Genomic DNA, 24,580 nt, shown 5'->3' on the forward strand with positions numbered 1-24,580 from the left:
AGGTGCTTCATTGGCCAGAACTACACAACAGGGATTATCAGGACGTCAGAAAGCTGCGATTCTTCTAATTAGCTTAGGACCTGAGGTATCTGCTCAAGTATTTAAGCATTTGCGAGAAGAAGAGATTGAGCAATTGACACTTGAAATTGCGAATGTACGCAAAGTGGACACCATTGATAAAGAAGCGATCATGTCGGAGTTCTATGAGATCTGCTTAGCCCAAGAATATCTTACGCAAGGCGGTATTGCTTACGCGAAGGAAATTCTGGAGAAAGCACTTGGCTCGCAGAAGGCAGTCGACATTATCAATCGCTTAACAGCGACGTTGCAGGTTAGACCGTTTGATTTTGCTCGAAAAGCTGATCCTGGTCAAATCTTGAACTTCATTCAAAATGAGAATTCACAAACAATCGCTCTAGTACTCGCTTATTTACAGCCAGATCAAGCATCGATCATATTATCTTCTCTTCCACAAGAGAAACAAGCTGATGTTGCAAAACGTATTGCCTTGATGGATTCCACGTCTCCAGAGGTTATTACGCAAGTCGAGCGTATTCTCGAGCAGAAGCTCTCTGCTACAGTAACGCAGGACTATACATCTGCAGGTGGTATTGCGGCAATCGTTCAAATTCTAAATGGCGTAGACCGTGGAACAGAACGTACGATTCTGGATTCACTCGAAATTCAGGATCCAGAGCTTGCTGAAGAAATTAAGAAGCGGATGTTTGTATTCGAGGATATTGTCAATGTGGACAATCGTTCTATTCAACGCATTATCCGTGATGTTGAGAATAATGATTTGCAGCTCGCGCTCAAAGTGGCAAGCGAAGAAGTTCGAGAAGCGATTTTCAGCAACATGTCCAAACGTATGGCAGATACTTTCAGGGAAGATATGGAGTTCATGGGTCCTGTTCGTCTGCGTGATGTTGAGGAAGCTCAGACTCGCATTGTAGCCACAATTCGTCGTCTGGAAGAAGCTGGGGAAATCATCATTGCACGCGGTGGAGGAGATGATATTATTGTCTAATCTGATTAAACCATCAGGTTATCAACCTTTAGATAATAAGAAGATTATCGAATTCAAGGTCATGCAACTGCCTCTGGAGCATATTGAAGATGCTGAAAGCGTTGAAGACTTAGCTACCCATAAGTTAGTGCAAGATGCGAAGCGGATGGAAAGCCAAATCCTTCGTGATGCAGAGATGGTTGCAGAAGATGAGATTCGCAAGGCTCTCGAGGAAACAACGGCTATGCGAGAACAGGCAGAGTCGGATATTGAGGCCTGGTGGACAGAACGCCGCAGTATGGATGAAACGACGCATGAAGAAATGAAGCAAGCTGGTTTTAATCAGGGCTATGAAGAAGGATTGGCCAAGGCGGAAGCTGAATTGCTTGCTAAATATGAAAGCCTCCTTGAGGATGCGAGAGCGACCCTGACAGGTGCACATGCGGTTAAAGACCAAATCATCCATGAATCTGAGCCATTCTTAATTGATCTAAGCAGTTCTATTGCAGAACGGATCATTGGTCATCAGTTAACGGTTAAGCCAGAATGGATTCTCGATTTAGTACATAAGGTGCTTGCAAGGCGTAAGGAGAAGGGAATTATTACGCTTTGTGTTTCGCCTAAGCACTTTGATTACATATTTAGCGCACGTGAAGAATTAGCAACATCAATTGACTCACAAGCTGAACTACAAATACTGCCAGACAATACAGTTGGTGATGATGGATGTGTTGTACGCTCAGATTATGGCTCAATTGATGCGAGAATTGATACACAACTAAATGAAATTAAATCCGCTCTGCTGCATATGGCAGTTAGTGACGAGGGTGTGGGAGCATGAGTGCGGTGCCAATGCCAGATGCGACTAAATATCGCGAAGTCCTTCATGATATTGATCCAATGCGAGTGAATGGCAAGGTAACTCAGGTTATCGGTTTAACGGTTGAGTCAGAAGGACCGGATGTTAAGATCGGTGAGCTCTGTTACATCTATCCTCACAAATCAGATAAGCCTCTGAAGGCTGAGGTTGTCGGATTCAAAGGGAATAAAGTTATTCTGATGCCACTAGGCGATTTAGACTCTATCGGACCTGGCTGTGATGTCGTAGCAAGCGGCAAGCCATTAACTGTTCAGGTTGGACATGAGCTATTAGGTAAAGTTCTCGATGGTCTTGGACAGCCGCTAGATGGCTCGTACTTACCATCAAGAATGAGTACATATTCTACGAATAATGTACCAGGAAATCCGCTGCAAAGACCGCGTGTACTTCAGCCGATCAGTGTTGGGATACGTTGTATTGATGGACTTTTGACGATTGGCAGAGGACAAAGGGTCGGCATTTTTGCAGGTTCTGGTGTCGGTAAGAGTACCTTGATGGGGATGATTGCACGTAATACGGAAGCAGATGTTAACGTAATTGCGTTAATCGGAGAGCGTGGTCGAGAGGTGCTGGATTTCATAGAACGCGATCTGGGTCCAGAAGGGCTTGCAAGATCTGTCGTAATCGTTGCTACTTCTGATCAGCCTGCTCTCATCCGAATCAAAGGTGCAATGATCGCCACTTCTATTGCAGAGTATTTTCGGGATCGTGGATTAAATGTCATGATGATGATGGATTCTGTGACTCGATTTGCAATGGCTCAGCGGGAAGTGGGACTAGCAATTGGTGAGCCGCCGGCTACAAGAGGTTATACACCTTCCGTGTTCGCTATGCTGCCAAGATTACTCGAACGATCAGGCACGGGGCCAAAAGGGTCGATTACCGCTTTCTATACGGTACTCGTTGATGGTGACGATATGAATGAACCAATTGCTGACGCAGTGCGAGGTATTCTTGACGGTCATATTGTTCTCAATCGTACATTAGCCAATAAAGGACATTATCCAGCGATTGACGTACTATCTAGCGTATCTCGTGTCATGAATGAAATTGTATCTCCGGAACATCAAGAAGCAGCCGAGCAGCTTAAACGATTGTTATCGATTTACAAAGGTTCTGAGGATCTCATTAACCTCGGTGCTTACCAAGTAGGCTCGAATCCAGATATTGATTTATCGATTCAATATATTCAAGCTATATGGGACTATACGAAGCAGAAGACGAGTGATAAACTCAATTTTGCCGAAGCTGAGCAGCGATTGTTAAATGAATTCACGATGAAGTGAGGATAACTAACGTGGCCTTTAATTATGCTTTTCAACAAATCGTTAATTTAAAGAGCTCGCAAAAAACACAAGCCGAGTGGCATTTAGTTGATTCGATTGGCCGCTTGCGGAGTGAAGAGCACACATTAAACGATCTCTATCATCTGAAAATCGAGTTAAGCGAAATGATCACGAACGTTGTGACGGAAACGGTAAGTATTTCTCACATGGTTTTGCTGCAGGAATATTCTGAGCATCTGGATCAGCAGATTACGAATAAGCGGCAAGATGTGCAAGCAGCACAACAGGTTGTAACAGAGAAACAAGAAATTCTAACTGAACGTATGGTGGATGAGAAAGTATGGAGCAAGGCTCGTGAGAAAGCGTTTCAGAACTATACAGCTCTTCTGCTGCATAAGGAGCAGAATGCGCTCGATGAGATGGCTACGAACCGCTTCAAACGTGTTCAGTAAATACGTAAAGTAAATTGTCAAAATAAGTAGGGGGAATGAAGTGAAATGTCGAATGTTAATACAACAGAAACTCCTTCATATAGTGTGTTTGAACGATTTCTGATTTGGTTTCTCATTCCCATTGTTTTTACAATCGTTTTATTGTTTGTTCTATTTTATATCCTAGACATTGACGTTACCAAAAAGGTGCAGAGTACACTGCATAACATCCCTGTGATTGGGTATATGATTCCTGCTCCCAAAGGTGAGGAAGCTGATCCTGTTACAACAGAAGACGTAGTTACTCCTGAAAAGGTTGCAGAAGAAAAAGATAAGGAAATTGCCTCACTTAAAGCACAGATTACAGAACTTCAAGGTAAAATTGAACAATCGGGTCAATCTACCGCTTCCAAAGAGCAAGAGGTTCAGACGTTAAAGGATAAGCTGGCTGCTGTAGAAGATCAAAATAGGCTTAAAGGAAAGACGGATGAAGAGTACAGTAAGCAAGTTCAGGATCTTGCAAATGTATATGCCAAAATGAATCCTAGTAAAGCAGCGCCGATTATGGAGAATTTGACGCTTAAAGAGTCGGTTCTAGTTATGTCGATGATGAAGACGGATAATCGCGTGAAAGTGCTTGAGAAAATGAACCCGAAGAAAGCAGCTGAAGTCTCGATCGCAATGAAGGACTCTTCCCCCGTGCAAAATCTTGAAATGGAAGCCTTAAGAGAACGTCTCAAGGTTAATGAAGAAGAGAAGCTGTCGGGGAATGGCAAACAGCTTAATAATGCTGACTTAGGACAAACATTTGCGAACATGACGCCAAAGAGTGCTGCTACAGTGCTGCTAGAAATGTATAAGATCGCACCTTCCAAGGTAATTTCGATTTTATCTGAAATGGATTCAAACGCACGTTCACAAGTGATGTCCGCTTTAGGCGAGCTGGATAAAGAACAAACGGCAGGAATTGCGAATAAATTGAGCAAATAGTCAAGTTCGCACTACACACTCTATATGATGATGCGTGAAAGGAGGTGAATAAAAGAATGGATATGCAAGCAATTCTTCCATCACTAAGCTCAGCAGTGAGCAGTACAGGTGCTGCAGTAAGCAAAGGTGGACAAGCTGCATCACAAGCAAGCAATTCAAGTTCAGGTAGTTTTGCCAATTTGCTGCAAGCTGAGGCTAATCCACAAAGCACAGATACCAATTCTGTTATTAACAGTGAGTTATTAGCTGCAATGAGTGGATTGCCGCAAACGATTCAGCAGTTGCTTACTGGACTTGAAGGGAATAATGAAGGAGAACAATCGCTCATCTCAGATATGCTTGAAGCGATGAATCGTGATCCTCAAATGGCACAAACGTTGCTGAATGATACAGATGTTCGCTCGTGGTTACAAGATGCAACCTCACTTCTTAATGCATGGGCTGCACAATCATCTGGTTTCAACAGCACATTGCTTAACCAACAAGCCTTCGGTAATCAAAGTTTGACTGATCAATCGAATGTACTGGAAATGCAGCGTGTACTTATGACAATTGCTACGCTTAATGACCAGCAGCCTGATCATCCAATCTTGCAGCATCTGCTAACTCAGTTGAAGCAAGTTATGGAGCCTTATACTGCCGCATTAACGAATCAAGCAGATGTTAAATCAAGCGGATCTGAGCTTTTGGCTCAAACTTTGACAGCGGCTTCAAGCAATAGTGTACAACAGGATCGCAGCATTCCTAAGTTGGCCGGAGGAATAGTAACAGGGCAAGCAAACGAAGATGATCTTATTGCAACAGAATCTCTTACCAGTAAGATTCAAGTACAACCAGCTTTATCTAAGCTTGAATTATTAGCTGTAAAGAATTCGCATCCATATGCAAATCTATCATCATCTGATCCATTGCAGCCACTTCCAAAGGAAGCTCAAGCAACTGATATGACGTCAAACTTGAATGCGGGTATGCCACTGCAAACCGTACTTCGCAATCCGTTATCGGATATGACCCAAACAGTGCTTCCAACAATGAATGCTGCTAATTTTGCGGATGATATGAGTCAGTTTGTTGTGAAGACAATGAAGGTATCCTTGCTCGGTGACGGGTTATCAGAGGCGAAGTTTGCGCTTCAACCTCAGAATCTAGGTCATATTGATGTGAAGCTAACGATGCATAACGGTACATTAGTTGCACAGATTGCTACTAACTCACTTGGAGCGAAGGAATTGATCGAGAGTCAGTTGCCTCAATTAAGACAGATGCTGCAGAATCAAGGCTTGCAGGTTGAACGCTTAGAGGTTACGCAGAACACAAACGCTAGCTCAATGATGTTCCAGCAACAAGGTCAGCGTCAGCAATCGTTTAATCAAGAGCAATCATCTAAATCCCGTACTAGCTCAGATCAACTAGGAATTGAAGATGTGGAGCTCTTGCACAATATTGCAGAAGCGAAGGAAAAGATAAGAAGCGCGAGCAGCGACTCGTCATTCCAAGCATCTGTGTAAATTAGAAAAGATAAGTGGTAAAAAAGAGGTGAGAACAAATGGCAGACAATATGATGGTTAGACCATCGGACGTCATGGGCAAACCTGCTACAGGAGCGGAGAAGAAAGATCCTAAATCTACTCTTGGCAAAGATGACTTTCTCAAAATTCTCATCACGCAATTGCAGAACCAAGATCCTATGCAGCCAATGCAGGACAAAGAGTTTATTGCCCAAATGGCGCAATTTACATCTGTTGAACAATTGACCAATATGTCTAATGAGTTAAAGCTAATGCGGCAATCATTAGGGATGTCATCTTCCTTGATTGGCAAAATGGTTAGTTGGGTAGGCAAAGGCATGAATGGAGAAGACGTTGTGAAATCTGGAATGGTAGATTCTATCATTATTCGTGCCGGTTCACAGTTTGCAACAGTAAATGGCGAGGAAATATCGCTTGATCTGTTAACCAAGATCGAGAATATGCCGGAGATGGAACAGCAAGAACCAGAATCATCTACACCAGAAGCAGATCAATCAACTCCAGCAACTAACCCTGAACAGCCAGAAACTCAGCAGGATCCACAGCCTGAGGGACTTGGAGCATGAATGACAAAATAACGATTGGACAATTGTATCCTAATGCTGTTTCGCATGTGCAGGTTCGTAAGCCTGCTGCAAATGGTGCAAATCCATCGATTAATGGCAAGACCAGCTTTCAATCGATACTGGAACAGCAGTTTGTTAAATTTAGTCATCATGCTGAGCAGCGTTTGAGAGAGAGAGGTATTCACTTTAAGCCTGAGCAGCTGGCGCAATTGGAGAATGCAATTGAAAGTGCTGCATCAAAAGGTGCCAAAGACACTCTGATGATGTTAAATGGCACAGCGCTCATCGTGAACGTCCCGAATCGAACGGTGATAACGGCGATGGACAGCAGCTCGCTTAAAGACAATGTTTTTACACAAATTGATAGTGCCGTCATTATTTCATAGGTTTAATCTTATGAAACGAACTGGACCCCTACGGGGAAGTTCGAGGCTTGCGGACCGACTGATGCAAGCTGGATTGTAATGTAACTCAATTTGAAAGAGATATGGAGGATTCCCAATGTTGAGATCAATGTATTCCGGTGTATCCGGAATGAGAGGCTTCCAAGCTAAACTAGATGTAATTGGTAACAATATTGCCAACGTGAATACCTTTGGATTCAAAGGCAGCCGAATTGCTTTCAAAGATTTATTAAGTCAGACAACTTCAGGCGTTACAGCTCCTGTTGAAGGAGAATCCGGAGGGGTTAACGGTAAGCAAATCGGTCTTGGTGTTGCGATTGCTGGTATCGATGTTATACATACACCTGGTAGTGCGATGACAACGAATTATCCGCTTGATATGCGTATTGATGGCGATGGTTTTTTTGCAGTCAAGGCTGCTTCTGATCAAGATGAACCATACTTGACTCGAGCAGGTAATTTCTCACTTGACTCTAAGGGACAATTGGTCAATGCAGACGGATTGTTCGTATGCGATAATGATGGCGGGATTATTACGATTCCAACAGATGCTCAAGCATTTTCAGTTGGTGCCAATGGCAAAATCACAATCGTTGAAGCAGATGGCAACACAACGACAACCGATGCAGGAATTGCGGTAACAAGAGTCGTTAATCCAGCTGGTCTTGAGAAAATCGGTGGAAATCTATACCGTAATACGCTAAATGCATCGGATCCAGAAGATCCAGAGCTAAAATTAGACGGTGTTCCAGGAACTGGCGGCTTAGGCTCTATCATTACAGGGGCGCTTGAAATGTCTAACGTTGATTTGACTTCAGAGTTTACCGAAATGATCGTAGCTCAACGTGGATTCCAATCCAACGCAAGAATCATCACAACATCCGATGAAATTCTGCAAGAGGTTGTTAACCTAAAACGTTAATTCATACGAATAGTTAGTTAGCGGGGGAGTCATCTCCCCCCTAATACATACCGATGGAGGAGAACATGATTTCTCTTACTCGCCTAAATGGCAAACCGATCATTATTAATGCTCTTTTAGTTGAAATCGTAGAAGAGACTCCCGATACGATGATTACGCTGACAACTGGCAGGAAGGTTACAGTACTTGAAAAAGCAACTGTCGTCGTCAGTTTGGTGCAGAAATACATGCAGGAAATTGGTGCTGTTAGAGCAGCGATAATGTCAAAGGATACGGAGGAGGACTCTTAGATGAAGAACCGAGTACTAACTATGGTAATCATTATATTGATTGCAATTACACTCATTTTGACAGCAGCAGTACTCGTTTGGAACACAATGGATAAGAATTCAAACTCAGCAATTGGCTCAGAGGATACAGCGAAGCCAATCTCTTCCCAACAGGTGAAGGATAATACGGTAATTGTGAAAGAAATTGTTACAAATCTGAATGCTTCGAGTACAACTGTGATTCGCGTCTCTCTAGCATTCCAGCTTGAGAATGAGAAAACGAAGAAGGATTTTGAGAATTTACTAGAATCCTATGTGAAGGGAACGATCATACAAACATTGAATGATTTGAAAGTTGATCAAATTAAAGGCAAGCAAGGATCTGATGACCTAGCGGCATCTTTAATGAATCAACTGAACCCGTTATTTCAAAATGGAAAAATCAAGCGAATTGATGTCACAGACAAGGTGATTAACTAATCGCTTTTGATCACATATTAGTCTCTTTATAAGGGGGTGACTTCCGTGGTAGACGTGTTATCGCAAAATGAGATCGACGCCCTGCTGGCTGCTCTTTCATCCGGAGAGATGGATGCAGAAGAACTGAAAAAGGAAGAGTCTGAGAAAAGAGTCAGGACATATGACTTTAAACGAGCTGTACGCTTCTCCAAAGATCATATTCGCAGCTTGACTCGTATTCATGAGAATTTTGCTAGGTATTTAACAACGTTCTTTTCAGCTCAATTGCGTACTTTCGTACAAATTAACGTTGTACAAGTTGAACAACTGCCTTATGATGAATTTATTCGTTCCATTCCTAAGATGACGATTCTGAACATCTTTGAAGCAAGTCCATTAGAAGGTAGGATGGTAATGGAGGTTCACCCTAACGTAGCTTATGCTATGTTGGATCGTATGCTTGGCGGCGTAGGCACTTCTCCTTCCAAAATCAACGCTCTAACTGAAATAGAGACGATTGTAATGGAGAAAATATTTGCTAGAGCTTTTGATAGTTTACAAGAAGCTTGGAAGACGGTCATTGATATTCAACCTCGTCTGGAAGCTCTTGAAACCAATCCACAATTTATGCAAATCGTATCACCGAACGAAACGATAGCACTCATTTCGCTTAGCACGAAAATCGGAGACACGACAGGAATGATCAATTTATGTATTCCTCATGTTGTGATTGAACCGATCATGCCTAGATTATCTGTGCACCACTGGTTCGTTTCACAGAAAAAGACACGTGCGCAAGAAGAAATCGATGCACTTCAGTCGCGTCTTACGAAAGCTGAGCTTCCTGTAATTGCCGAGCTCGGCAATTCACAGATTACGATTCATGAGTTTTTAAATCTAGCTGTTGGTGATGTGATTAAGCTTAATCGAGAGTCAGGAGAGCCACTGCATATGATGGTTGGCGATCGTCTGAAATATTTTGGGAGTCCAGGTACCGTCAAAGGGAAACTGGCAGTACAAATTACTGAAATTGTAAACGAAGGAGCTGAGGACTATGACGAGTAAGGACTATCTATCGCAGGAAGAAATTGATGCTTTACTAAAACAGACAAGCGATGAGTTGCCTGATCATTCCGCACTGAACAAGTCGAATGTTGATGACTACTTAACACCTTTGGAACAGGATGCTCTTGGAGAAATTGGTAACATCACGTTTGGGTCTGCAGCAACTGCACTATCTACGCTTCTAGGCATGAAAGTTGAGATCACTACACCTCAGGTTTCGATCATTATGAGAGAGGCTTTGATCAATGAATTCCCTCAGCCTCATGTGGCTGTTCACGTTAATTATGTTGAAGGCTTTAACGGCATGAATTTGCTTGTAATCAAGAGTAAAGATGCTCAAGTTATTGCTGACCTCATGATGGGTGGAGATGGCCGTCCAACTGAGACGGAGCTATCTGAATTACATGTTAGCGCAGTTCAAGAAGCAATGAATCAAATGATGGGATCATCTGCGACGTCGATGTCAACGATCTTCAATCGTTTCATTAATATCTCACCTCCAGGAATCGACATCTTGGATTTGCCAAATGGGGATGGAAATGTTCCTGAAGATGATGTATTAATTAAAGTATCCTTTAGACTTACAATTGGTGATTTAATTGACTCCAATATCATGCAATTATTGCCTTTAGAATTTGCTAAAGAAATGATTTCAACCTTATTAGGAGATAGTTCGAGTGAAACAGCAGCAGTTGCTGAAAGTCCTAGCGCACCTGTTGTTGATCAGCCAGCGCCATATACGGCTGCGGCACAGCACACGCCGGAGGTTCCTATGACACAACAAGCAGCACCTTATGGAATGCACAGTCAGCAGCAGATCCCTCAAGTACCTGACTATTCACAAATGGGAATGCAGCCAAACTATGGACAACAGCCGATGTATCAACAGCCTATGTATCAGCAACCGATGTACCAACAGCCTGCTCAGCTACCACCGCAACAGCCAGTTGCTTATGGAGGCGTACATAATCGTAATGTAAATGTTCAACCTGTTCAATTCTCTAACCTACCGCCAGGCGGATATCCGAATGTGGATGATACAAACTTAAATCTGCTACTTGATATTCCACTTAAGGTTACGGTTGAACTTGGAAGAACAAATAAGGAGATCAAAGAGATTCTAGAGCTGTCTCAAGGATCAATTATTGAATTAGATAAATTAGCAGGTGAGCCTGTAGATATTATGGTCAATAACAAGCTGATTGCTAAAGGGGAAGTTGTTGTTATTGATGAGAACTTTGGTGTACGTGTAACTGATATCGTAAGCCAATGGGATCGTATCCAGAAGATTAAATAATGCACTTTGTTGAGGAGGATTTTGGGTTATGGCGAACAGAATTTTAGTTGTGGATGATGCAGCATTTATGAGAATGATGATTAGAGATATTCTTACAAAAAATGGGTACGAGGTATGTGGAGAAGCGAATGATGGTGCTCAAGCGATCGAGAAATTCAAAGATCTTCGCCCTGACTTAGTAACAATGGATATTACGATGCCAGAAATGGACGGTATTATTGCACTTAAAGAAATTAAAAAGCTTGATCCTAATGCTAAAGTCATTATGTGCTCAGCGATGGGTCAACAAGCGATGGTTATCGATGCGATTCAAGCAGGTGCAAAAGACTTTATCGTTAAACCGTTTCAAGCGGATCGCGTAATTGAAGCTATCAAGAAAACACTTGGATAATCTCACATCATTAGCTAGCTGGAAGGAAAGTGATACTATATGAACGAGTCAGGAGGAGTGTGGGAGTCGTTTGTCTTGATCGTCAAGGTTTGTTTTGTGCTCGCTATCGTTATTATCTTGTTTTACATGATTATAAAGATACTTGCCAAACGAAATCGGATGCTCGGATCAGGCCAGTCCATACGTTCAATTGGTGGTGTACCACTTGGCCCTAACAAATCCATACAAATTGTTGAAATCGGTCATTGTTTGTATCTAGTCGGTGTCGGAGAGAATATTCAGCTATTGGAGAAAATCGACGACCCTGATGAAGTCGCTTTCTTGACAGAGATGCTAACGAATAAATCGTCTAACGCCCAGTTTGTTACATTCGGGGAATGGTTCAAAAAGGTACGTAGCAAACCAAATAAAGTTGATGGAGAAGATGTAACAGCCTCTTATCAACAGGTGTTTTATGACAAAATGCAAAATTCAATGAATCGAAAGAAGCGGTTTGAAGATATTTTGCAGGAAAAACAAACAGAACGGTTGAATGACGAATGAAGAGTAAAAAGTTAATTTATATCCTAGTGTTTGTTTTCGCAATGACATTTGGTTTTCAAATCAGCACTGTAGAGGCTAGTCCAATTCCAGATCTTCCAGGCATCAATTTGAACATTGGATCATCCACAGGTGCTGGAGGAGCTTCAAGCACAATTACACTAATACTCGTTCTAACAATTCTAAGCTTGGCACCTGCCATATTGATCTTGATGACAAGCTTTACACGAATTATTATCGTACTGGGATTTGTTCGAAATTCACTAGGTACACAATCAATGCCGCCGAACCAAGTGCTCATAGGACTTGCTTTATTTCTTACATTCTTTATTATGGCACCTACACTTGGTGAGGTGAATCAAGTTGCCTTGCAGCCTTATTTGAAAGGTGAAATTCAGCAGACAGAGGCTTTGGAGAAAGCGGCAGTTCCCATGAAACAATTCATGTGGAAGCATACATATGAGAAAGATCTTAAGCTGTTCTTAGACTATGCTAAAGCAGAGTATCCGACAAAGGTGGAGGAAGCTCCATTGACAGCTCTAGTACCTGCTTTTGCCATCTCTGAATTGAAAAAAGCTTTTATTATGGGCTTTATCATTTTTATTCCATTCCTTATCATCGATATGATCGTTGCCTCAACGTTAATGTCGATGGGGATGATGATGCTACCGCCTGTTATGATATCGCTGCCTTTCAAAATTTTATTGTTTATTTTAGTAGACGGCTGGCATCTGGTAGTGAAGAATTTACTGATAGCCTTTAATAAATGACATATGAACTAAATTATTGGGGGGAGGACATCAAGTGAGTCAGGAATTTGTTATTCGTCTTGCGGGCGAAGCGCTATATACTGTGCTTAAAGCCTCTGCTCCAATGCTCATCGTAGCACTAGTTGTTGGTTTAACGATAAGTATTTTTCAGGCAACAACACAGATACAAGAGCAGACACTTGCATTCGTTCCTAAAATCGTTGCAGTGCTTCTATCTATCTTACTATTTGGTCCTTGGATCATGACGACGTTAGTAGACTTCACGACGAACTTATTTAATAACTTACCGACGTTTGTCGGTTAGGCAGTGATTGAAATGGATCAATACATACCGTACGTTTCTATTTTTTTGTTGATTTTATGTCGGATTAGCGCTTTCTTTGTCGTAGCTCCGATATTTTCTGCTCGAAATGTGCCAGTGATGCTCAAAATTGGACTCGCTGCTCTCATTTCATTTATTGCTTTTGCTACCGTCGGAACAGAGCTCCAAATTGAGATGAACGCGATGTATATCATGTATGTCATCCGAGAAGTGCTAGTAGGTCTAATGTTAGGATTCTTGGCATACATGTTCTTTACTGTCGTACAAATCGCAGGTTCCTTAATTGATTTTCAGATCGGGTTTGGTATTTCAAATGTAATTGACCCTATGTCTGGCACTGCTGCACCCGTAATCGGTAATTTTAAATTCATGTTAGCGACTTTGCTATTCTTAGCGCTGGATGGGCATCATCTGTTCATCAAGGGAATGCTAGAGAGTTTCAACTGGATCCCCCTAACGAATGAATTATTTGCAAAAATATATGATGGACAAGTCTCTACCTTTATCGCGGACTCATTTGTTAATGTTTTTGCACTTGCATTTCAGTTGGCAGCACCTGTGTTAGTTTCCTTATTCTTAACGGATTTGGGACTTGGGCTATTAACACGTGTTGCACCGCAGTTTAACGTGTTCGTAGTAGGGATTCCGGTCAAACTTCTAGTCGGACTCATTATGATTCTTGTATTGTTATCCAGCATGTCTTCTTTATTCCAGGATGTATTTATTCAAATGCTAAGGGCTATGGAGAAGCTGATGCACATTATAGCAGGGGAAGTACAGTAGGAGGTTGACCATCCATGTCTCGTTATTTTGTGAAGGTTGATCTACAGCTATTTTCCCAGGAGAAGACGGAAGAAGCTACACCGAAGAAGAAACAGGAATCTCGTGAAAAAGGGCAAGTTGCCAAAAGTATGGAACTGCCTGCCGCCTTTATTTTATTTTTTACTTTTTTGTTTTTTATTCTGTTTGGCGGCTTCATGAAAGAAAGATTCATGTCTCTTATCAGTGGGATATTTGAAAATAACTTATTGATGGATTTAACAGAAGGCAATGTAAGGCCATTTTTTACAAACTTGATATTTCAGGCAGCGATTATCTTAGCTCCAATCATGTTAATGGCGATGGTGATCGGAATTGTTGGCAATATCATGCAATTTGGCTTCTTATTCACTACAGAGCCTCTCAAAATGAAGCTGAGCAATTTAAGTCCACTCAAAGGCTTTAAACGTATTTTCTCCATGCGTTCATTAGTGGAATGTTTGAAATCCATCATTAAGATTCTGATTATCGGGCTTGTCGTTTACTCCACAATTTGGGGCCAAATTGACGAGATTGTCAAGCTTGGCAGAGTGCCTCTCACAGATGTGTTTTCTGTTGTAGCAGACATTACTTTATCGCTTGGAATCAAAATTGGCGGTATGCTGATCGTCATCGCATTTATCGATTTTATGTATCAGAAGTATGAATACAACAAAAATCTGCGAATGTCCAAGCAAGATATTAAGGATGAATATAAGAAATCAGAAGGTGACCCTTTAATCAAAGGGAAAATTAAGGAAAAACAACGCCGAATGGCGATGATGCGCATGATGCAGGATATTCCGAAGGCCGATGTTATCATTACGAACCCAACTCATTACGCGGTTGCGTTAAAGTATGATGACAAGCAGATGGAAGCACCTACGGTGATTGCCAAGGGAACTGATTTTGTCGCACTCAAAATAAGAGAAAAAGCCAAGGAACATGGAATCGCAGTTATGGAGAATAGGCCATTAGCTAGAGCGCTTTATGCTCAAGTCGAAATTGGAAAATCAATTCCTGCGGACCTATTCCAAGCTGTTGCGGAAGTACTTGCTTTTGTCTATAAGACAAAAGGCAAAAAGAGATAATTGTGAAAGGAGGCAGGAATCATGAAATTAAGAGATGTAACAGTGCTATTGGGGATTATCGGCATCGTACTCATGATGGTTATCCCTGTCAATATTCACCTCCTTGATTTTTTATTAATGATTAATATCGCACTCGCGCTTATGATTTTACTAGTAGGCATGAATACACGCGATGCGCTGCAGTTCTCAATTTTTCCTGCACTATTGTTAATTACAACATTATTTCGACTTGCGCTTAACGTATCAACAACACGTAATATTCTAGCTGAAGGGGAAGCAGGTTCAGTCGTAAGCACGTTTGGTAATTTCGTGGCTGGCGGCAAGCTAGTTGTTGGATTCGTCATCTTTCTTATTCTTGTGCTTGTGAATTTTATTGTTATCACGAAGGGTTCAGAGCGTGTTGCTGAAGTATCAGCCAGGTTCACACTCGACGCAATGCCTGGTAAGCAAATGAGTATTGATGCTGATTTAAATGCTGGACTCATCAATGAAATTCAAGCGAGAGAACGCAGGCAGAAGATTGAGCGAGAAGCGGATTTCTATGGAGCCATGGATGGTGCATCCAAGTTCGTTAAAGGGGATGCCATTGCGGGCATCATTATGTTGCTCATTAACTTAATTGGTGGTCTGGCCATTGGAATGTTCATGGAGAATCTTCCAATTGCGGAAGCACTTCAGAAGTATGCGATTCTTACCATTGGGGATGGACTCGTATCACAAATTCCTGCGCTGCTTATTTCGACATCTGCTGGTCTGATTGTTACGCGAGCAGCCTCAGAAGGCAATCTCAGCGAAGATATTATTAAACAAATTACAGCTCAGCCAAAAATGATGTATATCGTAGCAGGTACGCTTGTTTTTCTAGGAATCTTTACACCAATCACTTGGTATGTACCGATGTCTCTTGCAGCCGTTCTTGCCATTGGCGCATATCGAATGCAGAAGGATCTGGATCGTAAACAAGTACAGGAGGAGCAGCTGGAAGAAGAACAGCAGATCGAGGAAGTTCGTTCGCCGGAAAGTGTTATCTCCTTATTGCAAGTTGATCCGATCGAATTTGAATTTGGGTATGGCTTGATCCCGCTTGCTGATACACAGCAGGGTGGCGATTTGCTTGATCGAATCATCCTGATCAGACGACAATGTGCGCTAGAATTAGGCATAGTTGTGCCAGTTATCCGAATTCGCGACAATATTCAACTTAGACCGAATGAATATATTATCAAAATTAAAGGAAATACAGTAGCTACTGGTGAATTATTACTTAATCACTATTTGGCAATGAGTCCTGGAATCGATGATGATTCCGTTAACGGGATTGAAACCAAAGAACCTGCATTTGGATTCCCTGCTTTGTGGATTGATGAAGCAACGAAGGAACGTGCAGAGTTGTCTGGTTATACCGTAGTAGATCCGCCATCAGTTGTAGCTACGCATTTAACAGAGATTATTAAGAAGCATGCACATGAATTGCTAGGACGTCAAGAAACGAAAGCATTGATTGACAATACGAAAGAAGCATACCCAGCACTTGTTGATGAATTAATACCGAATGTACTTACGATAGGTGAAGTACAGAAGGTATTGGCTAAACTACTTAGAGAAAAAGTGTCTGTTCGAGACTTGGTAACGATTCTTGAAACATTGGCTGACTACGGGACTTATTCCAAGGACCCTGAAATTCTAGCCGAATATGTGAGACAATCGCTATCCAGACAAATTACAAACCAGTTTGCATCTAGCAATGATGCGCTTCGGGTTATTACAGTTGGTCCTTCACTTGAGAAGAAAATTGCTGAATCTGTTCAGCAATCAGAGCATGGTTCTTATCTCGCTTTAGATCCATCTTCCTCTCAATTGATTTACCATAAACTAAGTGAGCAAGTAACGAAAATGCTTCAATCAGGTCAACAACCGCTTATCCTTACTTCACCGACAATTCGCATGTATCTAAGACAACTATTGGAACGCACAATGCAGGAGATTCCAGTATTATCTTATAGCGAGTTAGAGCCTAGCGTTGAAATTCAAAGCGTGGGAGTTGTCAATTTATGAGGGTTAAACGTTACTTAGTCGATTCGATGCCTGATGCGTTGCAGAAAATTCGTAGTGAATTAGGTAATGATGCGATTATTGTAAGCACCAAGGATGTCAAGCAAGGTGGATTTCTAGGTATGTTCGGCAAGAAGAAGATTGAAGTCGTTGCAGCGATTGACACGGCTGCTGCTAATAAAGCGCCCGTCCAACCTGCTCCAAGACCAGTCCCGACAATACCTTTGGATCTGATTAAACCGTTTATGGGTGGATCAACCTTGGGTGGATCAACGTCGACTGATGAAACGAGACCGCAAGATACTAATATTTTCCAAATCAAACCTGAAGTTAAAGTGCAAACGCAAGCTGAACGCTCTCGTGTACCAGAAACAAAGAGTACATTGAATGAAGATGCCATTCTGGCTGAAATGAAGAGTATGCGAGAGATGATTCAGAAGCTCTCCACAGCATCAATGGGTTCGTCAGATAGCCAGAGTCTGCCAGATATGCTGCTCAAATACGAAGCGCGTTTTATTGATCAAGAGGTAAGCCAAGAGATCATTAAGCAGTTGATAGATAGGTGTTTGGAAGAGCTGAGTGTTGACGGAGATTTCTCAGAAGAAGCTGTACGCAAATCACTTCGAACTCAGCTTATGAGTTACTTCCCTTCCGAACAATATCGATCGATTTCTGAAAATACGCGTATCGTTCATTTTGTTGGACCAACAGGTGTCGGTAAGACGACTACAATTGCGAAACTTGCAGCTGAACAGGTCTTAAAATATCGTCATCGCGTTGGCTTCATCACATCCGATACGTATCGAATTGCTGCAGTCGAACAGTTAAATACATATGCTAATATTCTCAACATCCCAACTGAGGTCGTCTTCTCACCAAAGGATTTAAGCAGAGCATTCGATCAGCTTCGTGAAGTCGATATCATCTTTATGGATACAGCAGGACGCAACTATCGTAATGAAATGTACGTGTCAGAGTTGCATACACTTCTGCAATCTGAAGGACAGAGTGAGACTTATTTAGTTCTAAGCATGACAACCAAATATCGAGATATGAAAGCTATCACAGCTAATTTCCAAAAATTCAATTTGGACAAGGTAATCTTAACCAAATTCGATGAGACAGATTCGTATGGCTGTATTCTTAATCTAGTTCATGACTTTGGCTTAACATTCTCCTATATCGCTAATGGGCAGAATGTGCCAGATGATATTGAGCTATTTAAAGCAGAGCGAATCATTGATCTTATTATGGGGGATAGCTTCAATGAATGATCAGGCACAAGGATTACGCGACCTTGTGCAGGGTGGATGGGATAGTCGCACAGGTGAAACCAAAATCATCACAATCTCTAGCGGCAAGGGTGGAGTCGGAAAGTCGAATTTTGCACTTAATTTTGGACTTTCCTTGCAAGCTAGAGGACATAAGGTTTTGATATTTGATGCAGATATCGGAATGGCGAATATTGACGTTCTGATGGGAATCTCGCCTCAATTTAACTTATATCATTTATTAAAGAAACAGAAAACGATTTGGGAGATTGTGCAGACGACGCAATATGGCATTAGCTTTATCGCAGGCGGTTCTGGCTTTAACGATCTTATTTCCCTTACGGAAGAAGACTTAAGTTATTTCAACGAACAGGTAGGCGAGCTCGCAGGTCATTTTGATTATATTATTTTTGACACGGGAGCAGGTTTATCGAAAGAAACGTTGAAGTTTATTTTAGCAGCAAATGAGACAATTATCGTCACGACTCCCGAACCTACTGCAATTACTGACGCATATGCGCTTATCAAGATGGTGCATACAATGGGTCATCAGGTTTCATTCAGGCTCGTGATTAATCAAGTTACAGATATGAAGGAAGGTAAACAAACAGCCAACAAAATACAACTTGTTGCACAGCAGTTTTTAAGCCTTGATATCGCAGTATTAGGTTACATAGAAAGTGATTTGAATGTGTCGAAAGCTGTCAAAAGACAAATACCATTTCATATAGCCTATCCGAATAGTAACGCATCTAAGAGTATTCGTAGACTTGCTGATGACTTTCTATCGAACGAGCACAAAGCTCTTAGCAAGGTTACAGGCTCTAATGGTGTTAAAGGCTTTCTTATCAGAATGCTGCGGCTAATGAACAAATGATTTAATCGTCAAGAACTACATAAACTTACTAAATTTAGGGTGAAAATTATGGCTTCATATCGGGTATTAGTTGTTGATGATTCCGTTTTTATGCGCCGAATTATAACTGACCTCATAACGGAGAATTCGCAATTTCAAGTTATTGATACAGCCAAGAATGGCAAAGAAGCTGTTGAGAAAGTGAAGCTTCATAAGCCTGATGTTGTAACGATGGACATTGAAATGCCAGAAATGAATGGCTTAGACGCTCTGAAGCAGATTATGGCAGAGCAGCCTACTCCAGTCGTTATGCTTAGTTCATTGACACAGTCAGGAACGAATGAAACCATTCGGGCACTAGAGTATGGAGCGGTTGATTTTATCCGCAAGCCCTCAGGCTCTGTTTCACTAGATTTATTTAAGGTCAAAAAGCAACTACAGGAAAAATTACTAATTGCAGTGCAATCCAGCTTCAGGAAATCAAATTCGCTACCTGAGAATACAGAAACACCTAAGCCTAATGTTCTTACACCTAAGGCTCCTGTGACAACACCTAAGGTTCCTACTGCAATTCGCAAAGCGATTGTTAAACCCGAGGCTAAGGATGATCCGTCTGCAGTTCCAGGGAATTTGCAATATTATAAGCATATTGTTGCAATTGGAACCTCTACTGGAGGTCCAAGGGCATTAACCGCTGTTCTATCTCAGATTCCTGCTTCTATTATGGCACCTATTCTGGTTGTGCAGCATATGCCTCCTAATTTCACGAAGTCTCTTGCAAATCGTCTCAATGATATTTGCCAGATACAGGTTGTGGAGGCAGAGGATGGAATGAAGGTACAAAGAGGTACAGCTTATATAGCACCAGGCGGCTGGCATATGGAGATGGTCAAGGATGCTATGCAAGGGTACCGAATCACTCTATCCAAGTCAGATCCCGTATCTGGCCATAGGCCTTCCGTTGATGTTCTGTTCAATTCATTGGTACCGCTTAAAGAACTTAAACGACACGCCGTCCTGATGACAGGCATGGGCAGTGATGGAGCTAAGGGGATGTTAGCCCTGCTTGAAGCAGGTGCCAAGACAACAATAGCAGAAGCTGAAGAAACATGTGTCGTATACGGTATGCCTAGATCCGCTGTTCTACTGAATGCAGCCACAATTGTGTTACCGCAAGACAAGATACCGCAACAAATTATCCAAGCTATTCAGACAGATTGACTATATCCTAGGGCGAAGAGCAAATAGTTAATATCGGGGGTGTATGTATTTTGGAATTAAACCAGTACTTATCCATTTTCATCGATGAATCGAGAGAGCATTTGCAAGCACTCAATGATAATATGCTTACTCTTGAGAACAATCCAGAAGATATCTCGATCGTGCAGGATATCTTTCGTTCCGCTCACACCCTCAAAGGGATGTCAGCTACTATGGGGTTTGAGGACTTAGCGTCGCTTACGCACGAAATGGAAAACGTGCTAGATATGGTGCGTAATCATAAGCTCCAAATGGACTCCTTTATTTTTGATTGCATTTTCAAAAGTCTAGATTCACTAGAAACTATGGTAGACGATATTATTCAAGGTGGAACTGGCAAAGCCGATGTTTCACAAATTGTTAAGGATTTGAAGTCCATTGTTTCTGGCGAGTATCTTGCTAAACAGGAGGTTGCTGCTGCCCAAACTTCTAACAACAATGTAAGTTCGATTCTGGACGACGTGAATACAGATCAAATTCTTGACGAATATCAATATTCGATTATTCTTCAATCGATTGAATCTAAATTTCACGTATTTTTTGTAGAAGTAACTTTAAGCAGTCAATGTGTCCTTAAAGCTGCAAGAGCTTATATGGTATTTAATGTGCTCGAAAATCGAGGTGAAGTTGTTAAATCAAATCCTTCTGTTCAAGATCTCGAGCAGGAGAAATTTGACTTATCATTTTCACTTTTCTACATTTCACAGATTGATCGCGAATCGCTAGAGAAAGAATTGATTAACATTTCAGAAGTTGAGTCTGTTAATATTCTTCCACTCGATCGTACAACACTGGATGAAATGTTATACCAAGAAGCACTCGAGCTAGCAGCCACCAATCGTGCAGCAGAAGAAACAGCAGCGGCTACAGCAACAGTAACGCCTGTAGCGAAGAAGTCAGAAGAGAAAGTTCAAAATGTAAAGCCGAAAGCTGCGTCTGCGCCTCATGCAGCAGTAGCTACACGTACAATTCGTGTGGATATTGATCGATTAGACAAGCTGATTAATTTATTCTCAGAGCTTCTGATTGACCGTGTACGTCTTGAGCAATTGGCATCCGAAATTCGCAAGAATGAGCTGACTGAAACTGTTGAGCATATGGCAAGAGTAAGTACCGATCTTCAGAATATGGTACTTAAGCTGCGCATGGTTCCAATCGATTCTGTATTTAACCGTTTCCCTCGAATGGTTCGTGATTTAGCGAAAACCTTGAACAAGAAAATTGATTTTGTTATTACAGGTGCTGAAACCGAGCTGGATCGTACGGTTATTGAAGAAATCGGTGATCCGCTTGTGCATTTATTAAGAAATTCACTTGATCATGGCGTGGAAACAGTTGAGGAGCGAATTCAAGCTGGTAAGATTGAGACTGGAACTGTACATTTAAGTGCTTTTCACAGTGGAAACCATGTCTTTATTGAGATCGTGGACGATGGTAAAGGGATTAGTCGCGAGAAGGTTCTTAAGTCAGCGATTAAGAAAGGCAGCATAACCGAAGAGCAAGGCGCTAAGATGACCGACCAGGAAGTATACCAATTGTTATTTGCATCGGGATTCTCAACTGCTGAGAAAATTTCAGATGTATCTGGACGAGGAGTCGGGCTTGATGTGGTGAAAACCAAGATTCAATCCTTAGGCGGCTCGGTACAGGTTGAATCAACATTAGGCGTTGGCACGAAGTTCTCCGTTCAGCTTCCATTAACGTTATCGATTATTTCTGCGATGCTAATTCGTTTAGGTGATGAGAAATATGCGTTCCCGCTATCATCAATCGTCGAGACGGCTGCTATTGAAATTAGCAAGATTCGCTATGTTCATGGTAATGCGATGCTGGAATACCGTGATACGGTTATTCCGATTCTTACACTTGGAACGATGCTTCAAGTTCCTGGCTATTCACTCCAAGATAAGACAGAAAGCGATCTTGTCATTATTCGTAAGGGGGACAAGCTTGCTGCAGTGCTCGTAGACGAATTGGTCGGACAGCAAGAAATTGTTCTCAAGCCGCTTGGCAAGTATTTGACAAATCTATTTGCCGTTTCAGGTGCTACCATCCTTGGTGATGGACATGTTGCGTTAATTATCGATACGAATGCTTTACTTAAATAATAAGGTTAAGTAATCATAAGGAGGTTTCCTATAATGGCAGATGAGAAGAAAATTATCGTGTTTTCACTAGGTCAAGAAGAATACGGTGTAGAAGTTGAGAAGGTCAAAACAATTGAGAGAATGCAGAAGCTTACACGCGTTCCTAAAACTCCTGTATTTATCAAAGGGGTAATTAATTTAAGAGGCGTTGTTATTCCAGTAATTGATTTACGTTCCCGTTTCGGATTGCCTGAAAAAGAGTACACGGATAATTCACGGATGATCATCGTATCTCAAGGCGATATCGAGGTTGGTATGATTGTTGATTCAGCGAATGATGTAACGGATATCGATGGTGATCTTGTTGAGAATCCGCCTGAAATCGTTGGTGGCATTCGTGCCAAATATTTGGATGGAATCGCGAAGATCGGAGATCGCTTACTTGTATTGTTAAACCTTGAAGAAGTGCTAAACAAACAAGAACTTATGCAGCTAGAAGAATTAGAGCTTGGGGTATAATTCCGTGGAGCAATTAGCTGAATTCCAGATGGACGTGCTGAAAGAGATCGGAAACATTGGTGCAGGGCATGCAGCGACTGCACTATCCGTTCTTCTCAATAAGCCTGTAGACATGCTTGTTCCCATTGTCAATATTCTTCCATTTGAAGAGATCGCTTCGGTTGTTGGTGGACCTGAAGCACTTGTACTTGTCATTTACCTGCGCGTTATTGGTGAAGCGCCTGGTAATCTGTTTTTTATCATGAATGTAGAATCTGCTAAGAAATTGCTGAAAGAAATGGTTGGTATAGACATTGCAGATGATACTTGGTTCTCCGATATGGAGCTGTCTGCTCTAAATGAAATTGGCAACATTCTAGCAGGCTCCTATTTATCTTCTTTAGCTGATTTTACTAGATTAACGATGGTACCTTCCGTTCCAGCCTTAGCGATTGATATGGCAGGTGCGATTCTAAGCTTTGGCCTCATTCAATCCGGTCATATGGGGGATCAAGCTTTGCTGATTAATACGAGATTTTTGGAAGGAAGTCAAGAGGTAAAAGGGCATTTTTTCTTTATTCCTGATCCCGATTCTTTTTCGAAAATTTTTGCCTCCTTGGGAGTCGAGCATGCATGATTCAAGATAATGTAATTAAAGTAGGAATGGCTGATTTGAATGTTGCGCACACGACCGGCGTGCTCAAAACAACAGGACTTGGTTCCTGTGTTGGTTTAACTCTCTATGATCCTCAATATAAAATTGCCGGAATGGCACATGTGATGCTGCCTACTTCTGACATTGCAAGAGAAGAGAATTTCAATATCGCTAAATATGCAGATACAGCGATCCCTGAGTTAATTGACCGTATGACAAAGTTAGGTGCTTCTGTCCATCGGATAAAGGCCAAAATGGCAGGGGGAGCCCAGATGTTTGCCTTTACTTCTGGTCAAGACACGATGAGAATTGGACCACGTAATGTGGAGTCATGTAAGCAAATGCTTCAGAACTACAAGATTCCAATCATTGGTGAAGACACAGGTGCCAACTACGGTAGAACGATTGAATTTAGTGCTGAAACAGGAATATTACTCATCCGGAGTATTCAGCACGGTGTAAAGGAAATGTGATGATGATTGGTACTTTACTTTGGAATATAATTGGCGGCGGAATCGCTTTTGTAGGGACTTTTCTCCTATCGATACAATCTAATTTACTAACAACTTCATTACTCAGAGGGCTATATAGCTTTATCATTATGTTTGTTCTCATATTTGTTGCTCGATGGGTGATTGCTATTCTGTTGTTACCTTCACCTGCATCGAAGGTGCAATCTGCTGAGGGTGCCTCTCAAGAAGAGGAGCAATCACATGTTGGTCAGCGATTTGATATGGTGACACCAGAAGATGAGCCTGCATCTTCCGGGGGTTCAGAGGGTGGATTTACTCCGTTAAGCCCACCTAAGTTAGAGACGAAGCCTGATCCGACTCCCGAGAGTGTTGTTCAAGCGATTCGTCACCTGTCAGAAGAATAAAGGCGGTG

General features: G+C 41.8%; 28 protein-coding genes. All 28 read left to right on the forward strand.

Annotated features, from left to right (window positions below):
* Window positions 1-10 precede the first annotated feature (10 nt).
* The 28 genes from fliG to E0485_RS03745 all read left to right on the forward strand — a co-directional run bounded on the left by fliG (window position 11) and on the right by E0485_RS03745 (window position 24,572).
* Entirely contained in the window at window positions 11-1,027 is a 1,017-nt protein-coding gene (gene fliG, locus E0485_RS03610; RefSeq protein ID WP_132416607.1) for a flagellar motor switch protein FliG, read from the forward strand.
* Complete coding sequence (locus E0485_RS03615) at window positions 1,011-1,847, forward strand: FliH/SctL family protein (protein ID WP_328591248.1); 837 nt, start codon at window positions 1,011-1,013, stop codon at window positions 1,845-1,847. Before fliG ends, E0485_RS03615 begins: the two co-directional genes overlap by 17 nt.
* On the forward strand, window positions 1,844-3,172 hold the full coding sequence (gene fliI / locus E0485_RS03620) for a flagellar protein export ATPase FliI (protein ID WP_207910925.1): 1,329 nt from the start codon (window positions 1,844-1,846) through the stop codon (window positions 3,170-3,172). Before E0485_RS03615 ends, fliI begins: the two co-directional genes overlap by 4 nt.
* A gap of 11 nt (window positions 3,173-3,183) precedes the next feature.
* The gene (fliJ, locus tag E0485_RS03625) at window positions 3,184-3,624 is read left to right on the forward strand and encodes a flagellar export protein FliJ (RefSeq protein ID WP_132416609.1); all 441 of its coding nucleotides are present in this window, start codon (window positions 3,184-3,186) and stop codon (window positions 3,622-3,624) included.
* Between the two features lie 45 nt (window positions 3,625-3,669).
* Window positions 3,670-4,593: a MotE family protein gene (locus E0485_RS03630; protein WP_132416610.1), complete on the forward strand. Its 924-nt coding sequence runs from the start codon at window positions 3,670-3,672 to the stop codon at window positions 4,591-4,593.
* 56 nt (window positions 4,594-4,649) lie between these two features.
* Complete coding sequence (locus E0485_RS03635; RefSeq protein WP_132416611.1) at window positions 4,650-6,101, forward strand: flagellar hook-length control protein FliK; 1,452 nt, start codon at window positions 4,650-4,652, stop codon at window positions 6,099-6,101.
* Between the two features lie 38 nt (window positions 6,102-6,139).
* Entirely contained in the window at window positions 6,140-6,688 is a 549-nt protein-coding gene (gene flgD, locus E0485_RS03640) for a flagellar hook assembly protein FlgD (protein WP_132416612.1), read from the forward strand.
* A complete protein-coding gene (locus E0485_RS03645) occupies window positions 6,685-7,074 on the forward strand; it encodes a TIGR02530 family flagellar biosynthesis protein (RefSeq protein ID WP_132416613.1) in 390 nt (129 codons plus the stop codon). Before flgD ends, E0485_RS03645 begins: the two co-directional genes overlap by 4 nt.
* Before the next feature lie 115 nt (window positions 7,075-7,189).
* A complete protein-coding gene (gene flgG, locus E0485_RS03650) occupies window positions 7,190-8,014 on the forward strand; it encodes a flagellar basal body rod protein FlgG (protein ID WP_132416614.1) in 825 nt (274 codons plus the stop codon).
* 65 nt (window positions 8,015-8,079) lie between these two features.
* Window positions 8,080-8,304: a flagellar FlbD family protein gene (locus tag E0485_RS03655; RefSeq protein ID WP_132416615.1), complete on the forward strand. Its 225-nt coding sequence runs from the start codon at window positions 8,080-8,082 to the stop codon at window positions 8,302-8,304.
* Window positions 8,305-8,763 (forward strand): flagellar basal body-associated FliL family protein, encoded by a 459-nt coding sequence (locus E0485_RS03660; RefSeq protein ID WP_235857393.1) that lies wholly within the window; start codon window positions 8,305-8,307, stop codon window positions 8,761-8,763. It begins immediately after the preceding gene.
* Window positions 8,764-8,808: 45 nt separating this feature from the next.
* The gene (gene fliM / locus E0485_RS03665; RefSeq protein ID WP_132416616.1) at window positions 8,809-9,807 is read left to right on the forward strand and encodes a flagellar motor switch protein FliM; all 999 of its coding nucleotides are present in this window, start codon (window positions 8,809-8,811) and stop codon (window positions 9,805-9,807) included.
* Window positions 9,797-11,104: a flagellar motor switch phosphatase FliY gene (gene fliY, locus E0485_RS03670; protein WP_132416617.1), complete on the forward strand. Its 1,308-nt coding sequence runs from the start codon at window positions 9,797-9,799 to the stop codon at window positions 11,102-11,104. Before fliM ends, fliY begins: the two co-directional genes overlap by 11 nt.
* A gap of 28 nt (window positions 11,105-11,132) precedes the next feature.
* Entirely contained in the window at window positions 11,133-11,495 is a 363-nt protein-coding gene (locus E0485_RS03675) for a response regulator (RefSeq protein WP_132416618.1), read from the forward strand.
* A gap of 39 nt (window positions 11,496-11,534) precedes the next feature.
* Window positions 11,535-12,038, forward strand: coding sequence for a flagellar biosynthetic protein FliO (locus tag E0485_RS03680; RefSeq protein WP_132416619.1), 504 nt, complete (start codon window positions 11,535-11,537; stop codon window positions 12,036-12,038).
* Entirely contained in the window at window positions 12,035-12,805 is a 771-nt protein-coding gene (gene fliP / locus E0485_RS03685) for a flagellar type III secretion system pore protein FliP (protein WP_132416620.1), read from the forward strand. Before E0485_RS03680 ends, fliP begins: the two co-directional genes overlap by 4 nt.
* 34 nt (window positions 12,806-12,839) lie before the next feature.
* On the forward strand, window positions 12,840-13,109 hold the full coding sequence (gene fliQ, locus E0485_RS03690; protein WP_132416621.1) for a flagellar biosynthesis protein FliQ: 270 nt from the start codon (window positions 12,840-12,842) through the stop codon (window positions 13,107-13,109).
* A gap of 12 nt (window positions 13,110-13,121) precedes the next feature.
* Window positions 13,122-13,910 carry a flagellar biosynthetic protein FliR gene (gene fliR / locus E0485_RS03695; protein ID WP_132416622.1) on the forward strand — a complete coding sequence of 263 codons (789 nt, stop codon included), beginning with the start codon at window positions 13,122-13,124 and terminating at the stop codon, window positions 13,908-13,910.
* A 14-nt stretch (window positions 13,911-13,924) separates the two neighbouring features.
* Window positions 13,925-15,016, forward strand: a complete 1,092-nt coding sequence (gene flhB, locus E0485_RS03700; RefSeq protein ID WP_132416623.1) for a flagellar biosynthesis protein FlhB — start codon at window positions 13,925-13,927, stop codon at window positions 15,014-15,016.
* Window positions 15,017-15,037: 21 nt separating this feature from the next.
* Complete coding sequence (gene flhA, locus E0485_RS03705; protein ID WP_132416624.1) at window positions 15,038-17,071, forward strand: flagellar biosynthesis protein FlhA; 2,034 nt, start codon at window positions 15,038-15,040, stop codon at window positions 17,069-17,071.
* On the forward strand, window positions 17,068-18,342 hold the full coding sequence (gene flhF / locus E0485_RS03710; protein ID WP_132416625.1) for a flagellar biosynthesis protein FlhF: 1,275 nt from the start codon (window positions 17,068-17,070) through the stop codon (window positions 18,340-18,342). The genes flhA and flhF overlap by 4 nt, the downstream gene beginning before the upstream one ends.
* A complete protein-coding gene (locus tag E0485_RS03715; RefSeq protein WP_132416626.1) occupies window positions 18,335-19,216 on the forward strand; it encodes a MinD/ParA family protein in 882 nt (293 codons plus the stop codon). The genes flhF and E0485_RS03715 overlap by 8 nt, the downstream gene beginning before the upstream one ends.
* 48 nt (window positions 19,217-19,264) lie before the next feature.
* Window positions 19,265-20,416, forward strand: coding sequence for a protein-glutamate methylesterase/protein-glutamine glutaminase (locus E0485_RS03720; RefSeq protein WP_132416627.1), 1,152 nt, complete (start codon window positions 19,265-19,267; stop codon window positions 20,414-20,416).
* A 50-nt stretch (window positions 20,417-20,466) separates the two neighbouring features.
* Window positions 20,467-22,563, forward strand: a complete 2,097-nt coding sequence (locus E0485_RS03725; protein WP_132416628.1) for a chemotaxis protein CheA — start codon at window positions 20,467-20,469, stop codon at window positions 22,561-22,563.
* A gap of 33 nt (window positions 22,564-22,596) precedes the next feature.
* Window positions 22,597-23,061, forward strand: a complete 465-nt coding sequence (locus E0485_RS03730; protein ID WP_132416629.1) for a chemotaxis protein CheW — start codon at window positions 22,597-22,599, stop codon at window positions 23,059-23,061.
* Window positions 23,062-23,089: 28 nt separating this feature from the next.
* Window positions 23,090-23,677, forward strand: a complete 588-nt coding sequence (locus E0485_RS03735; protein ID WP_132416876.1) for a chemotaxis protein CheC — start codon at window positions 23,090-23,092, stop codon at window positions 23,675-23,677.
* Window positions 23,674-24,168, forward strand: a complete 495-nt coding sequence (locus E0485_RS03740) for a chemotaxis protein CheD (protein WP_132416630.1) — start codon at window positions 23,674-23,676, stop codon at window positions 24,166-24,168. The genes E0485_RS03735 and E0485_RS03740 overlap by 4 nt, the downstream gene beginning before the upstream one ends.
* Window positions 24,168-24,572 carry a hypothetical protein gene (locus tag E0485_RS03745; protein WP_132416631.1) on the forward strand — a complete coding sequence of 135 codons (405 nt, stop codon included), beginning with the start codon at window positions 24,168-24,170 and terminating at the stop codon, window positions 24,570-24,572. Before E0485_RS03740 ends, E0485_RS03745 begins: the two co-directional genes overlap by 1 nt.
* Window positions 24,573-24,580 lie beyond the last annotated feature (8 nt).

Source organism: Paenibacillus albiflavus, assembly GCF_004344915.1.
In the GTDB taxonomy this organism is placed as follows: Bacteria; Bacillota; Bacilli; order Paenibacillales; family NBRC-103111; genus Paenibacillus_AM; species Paenibacillus_AM albiflavus.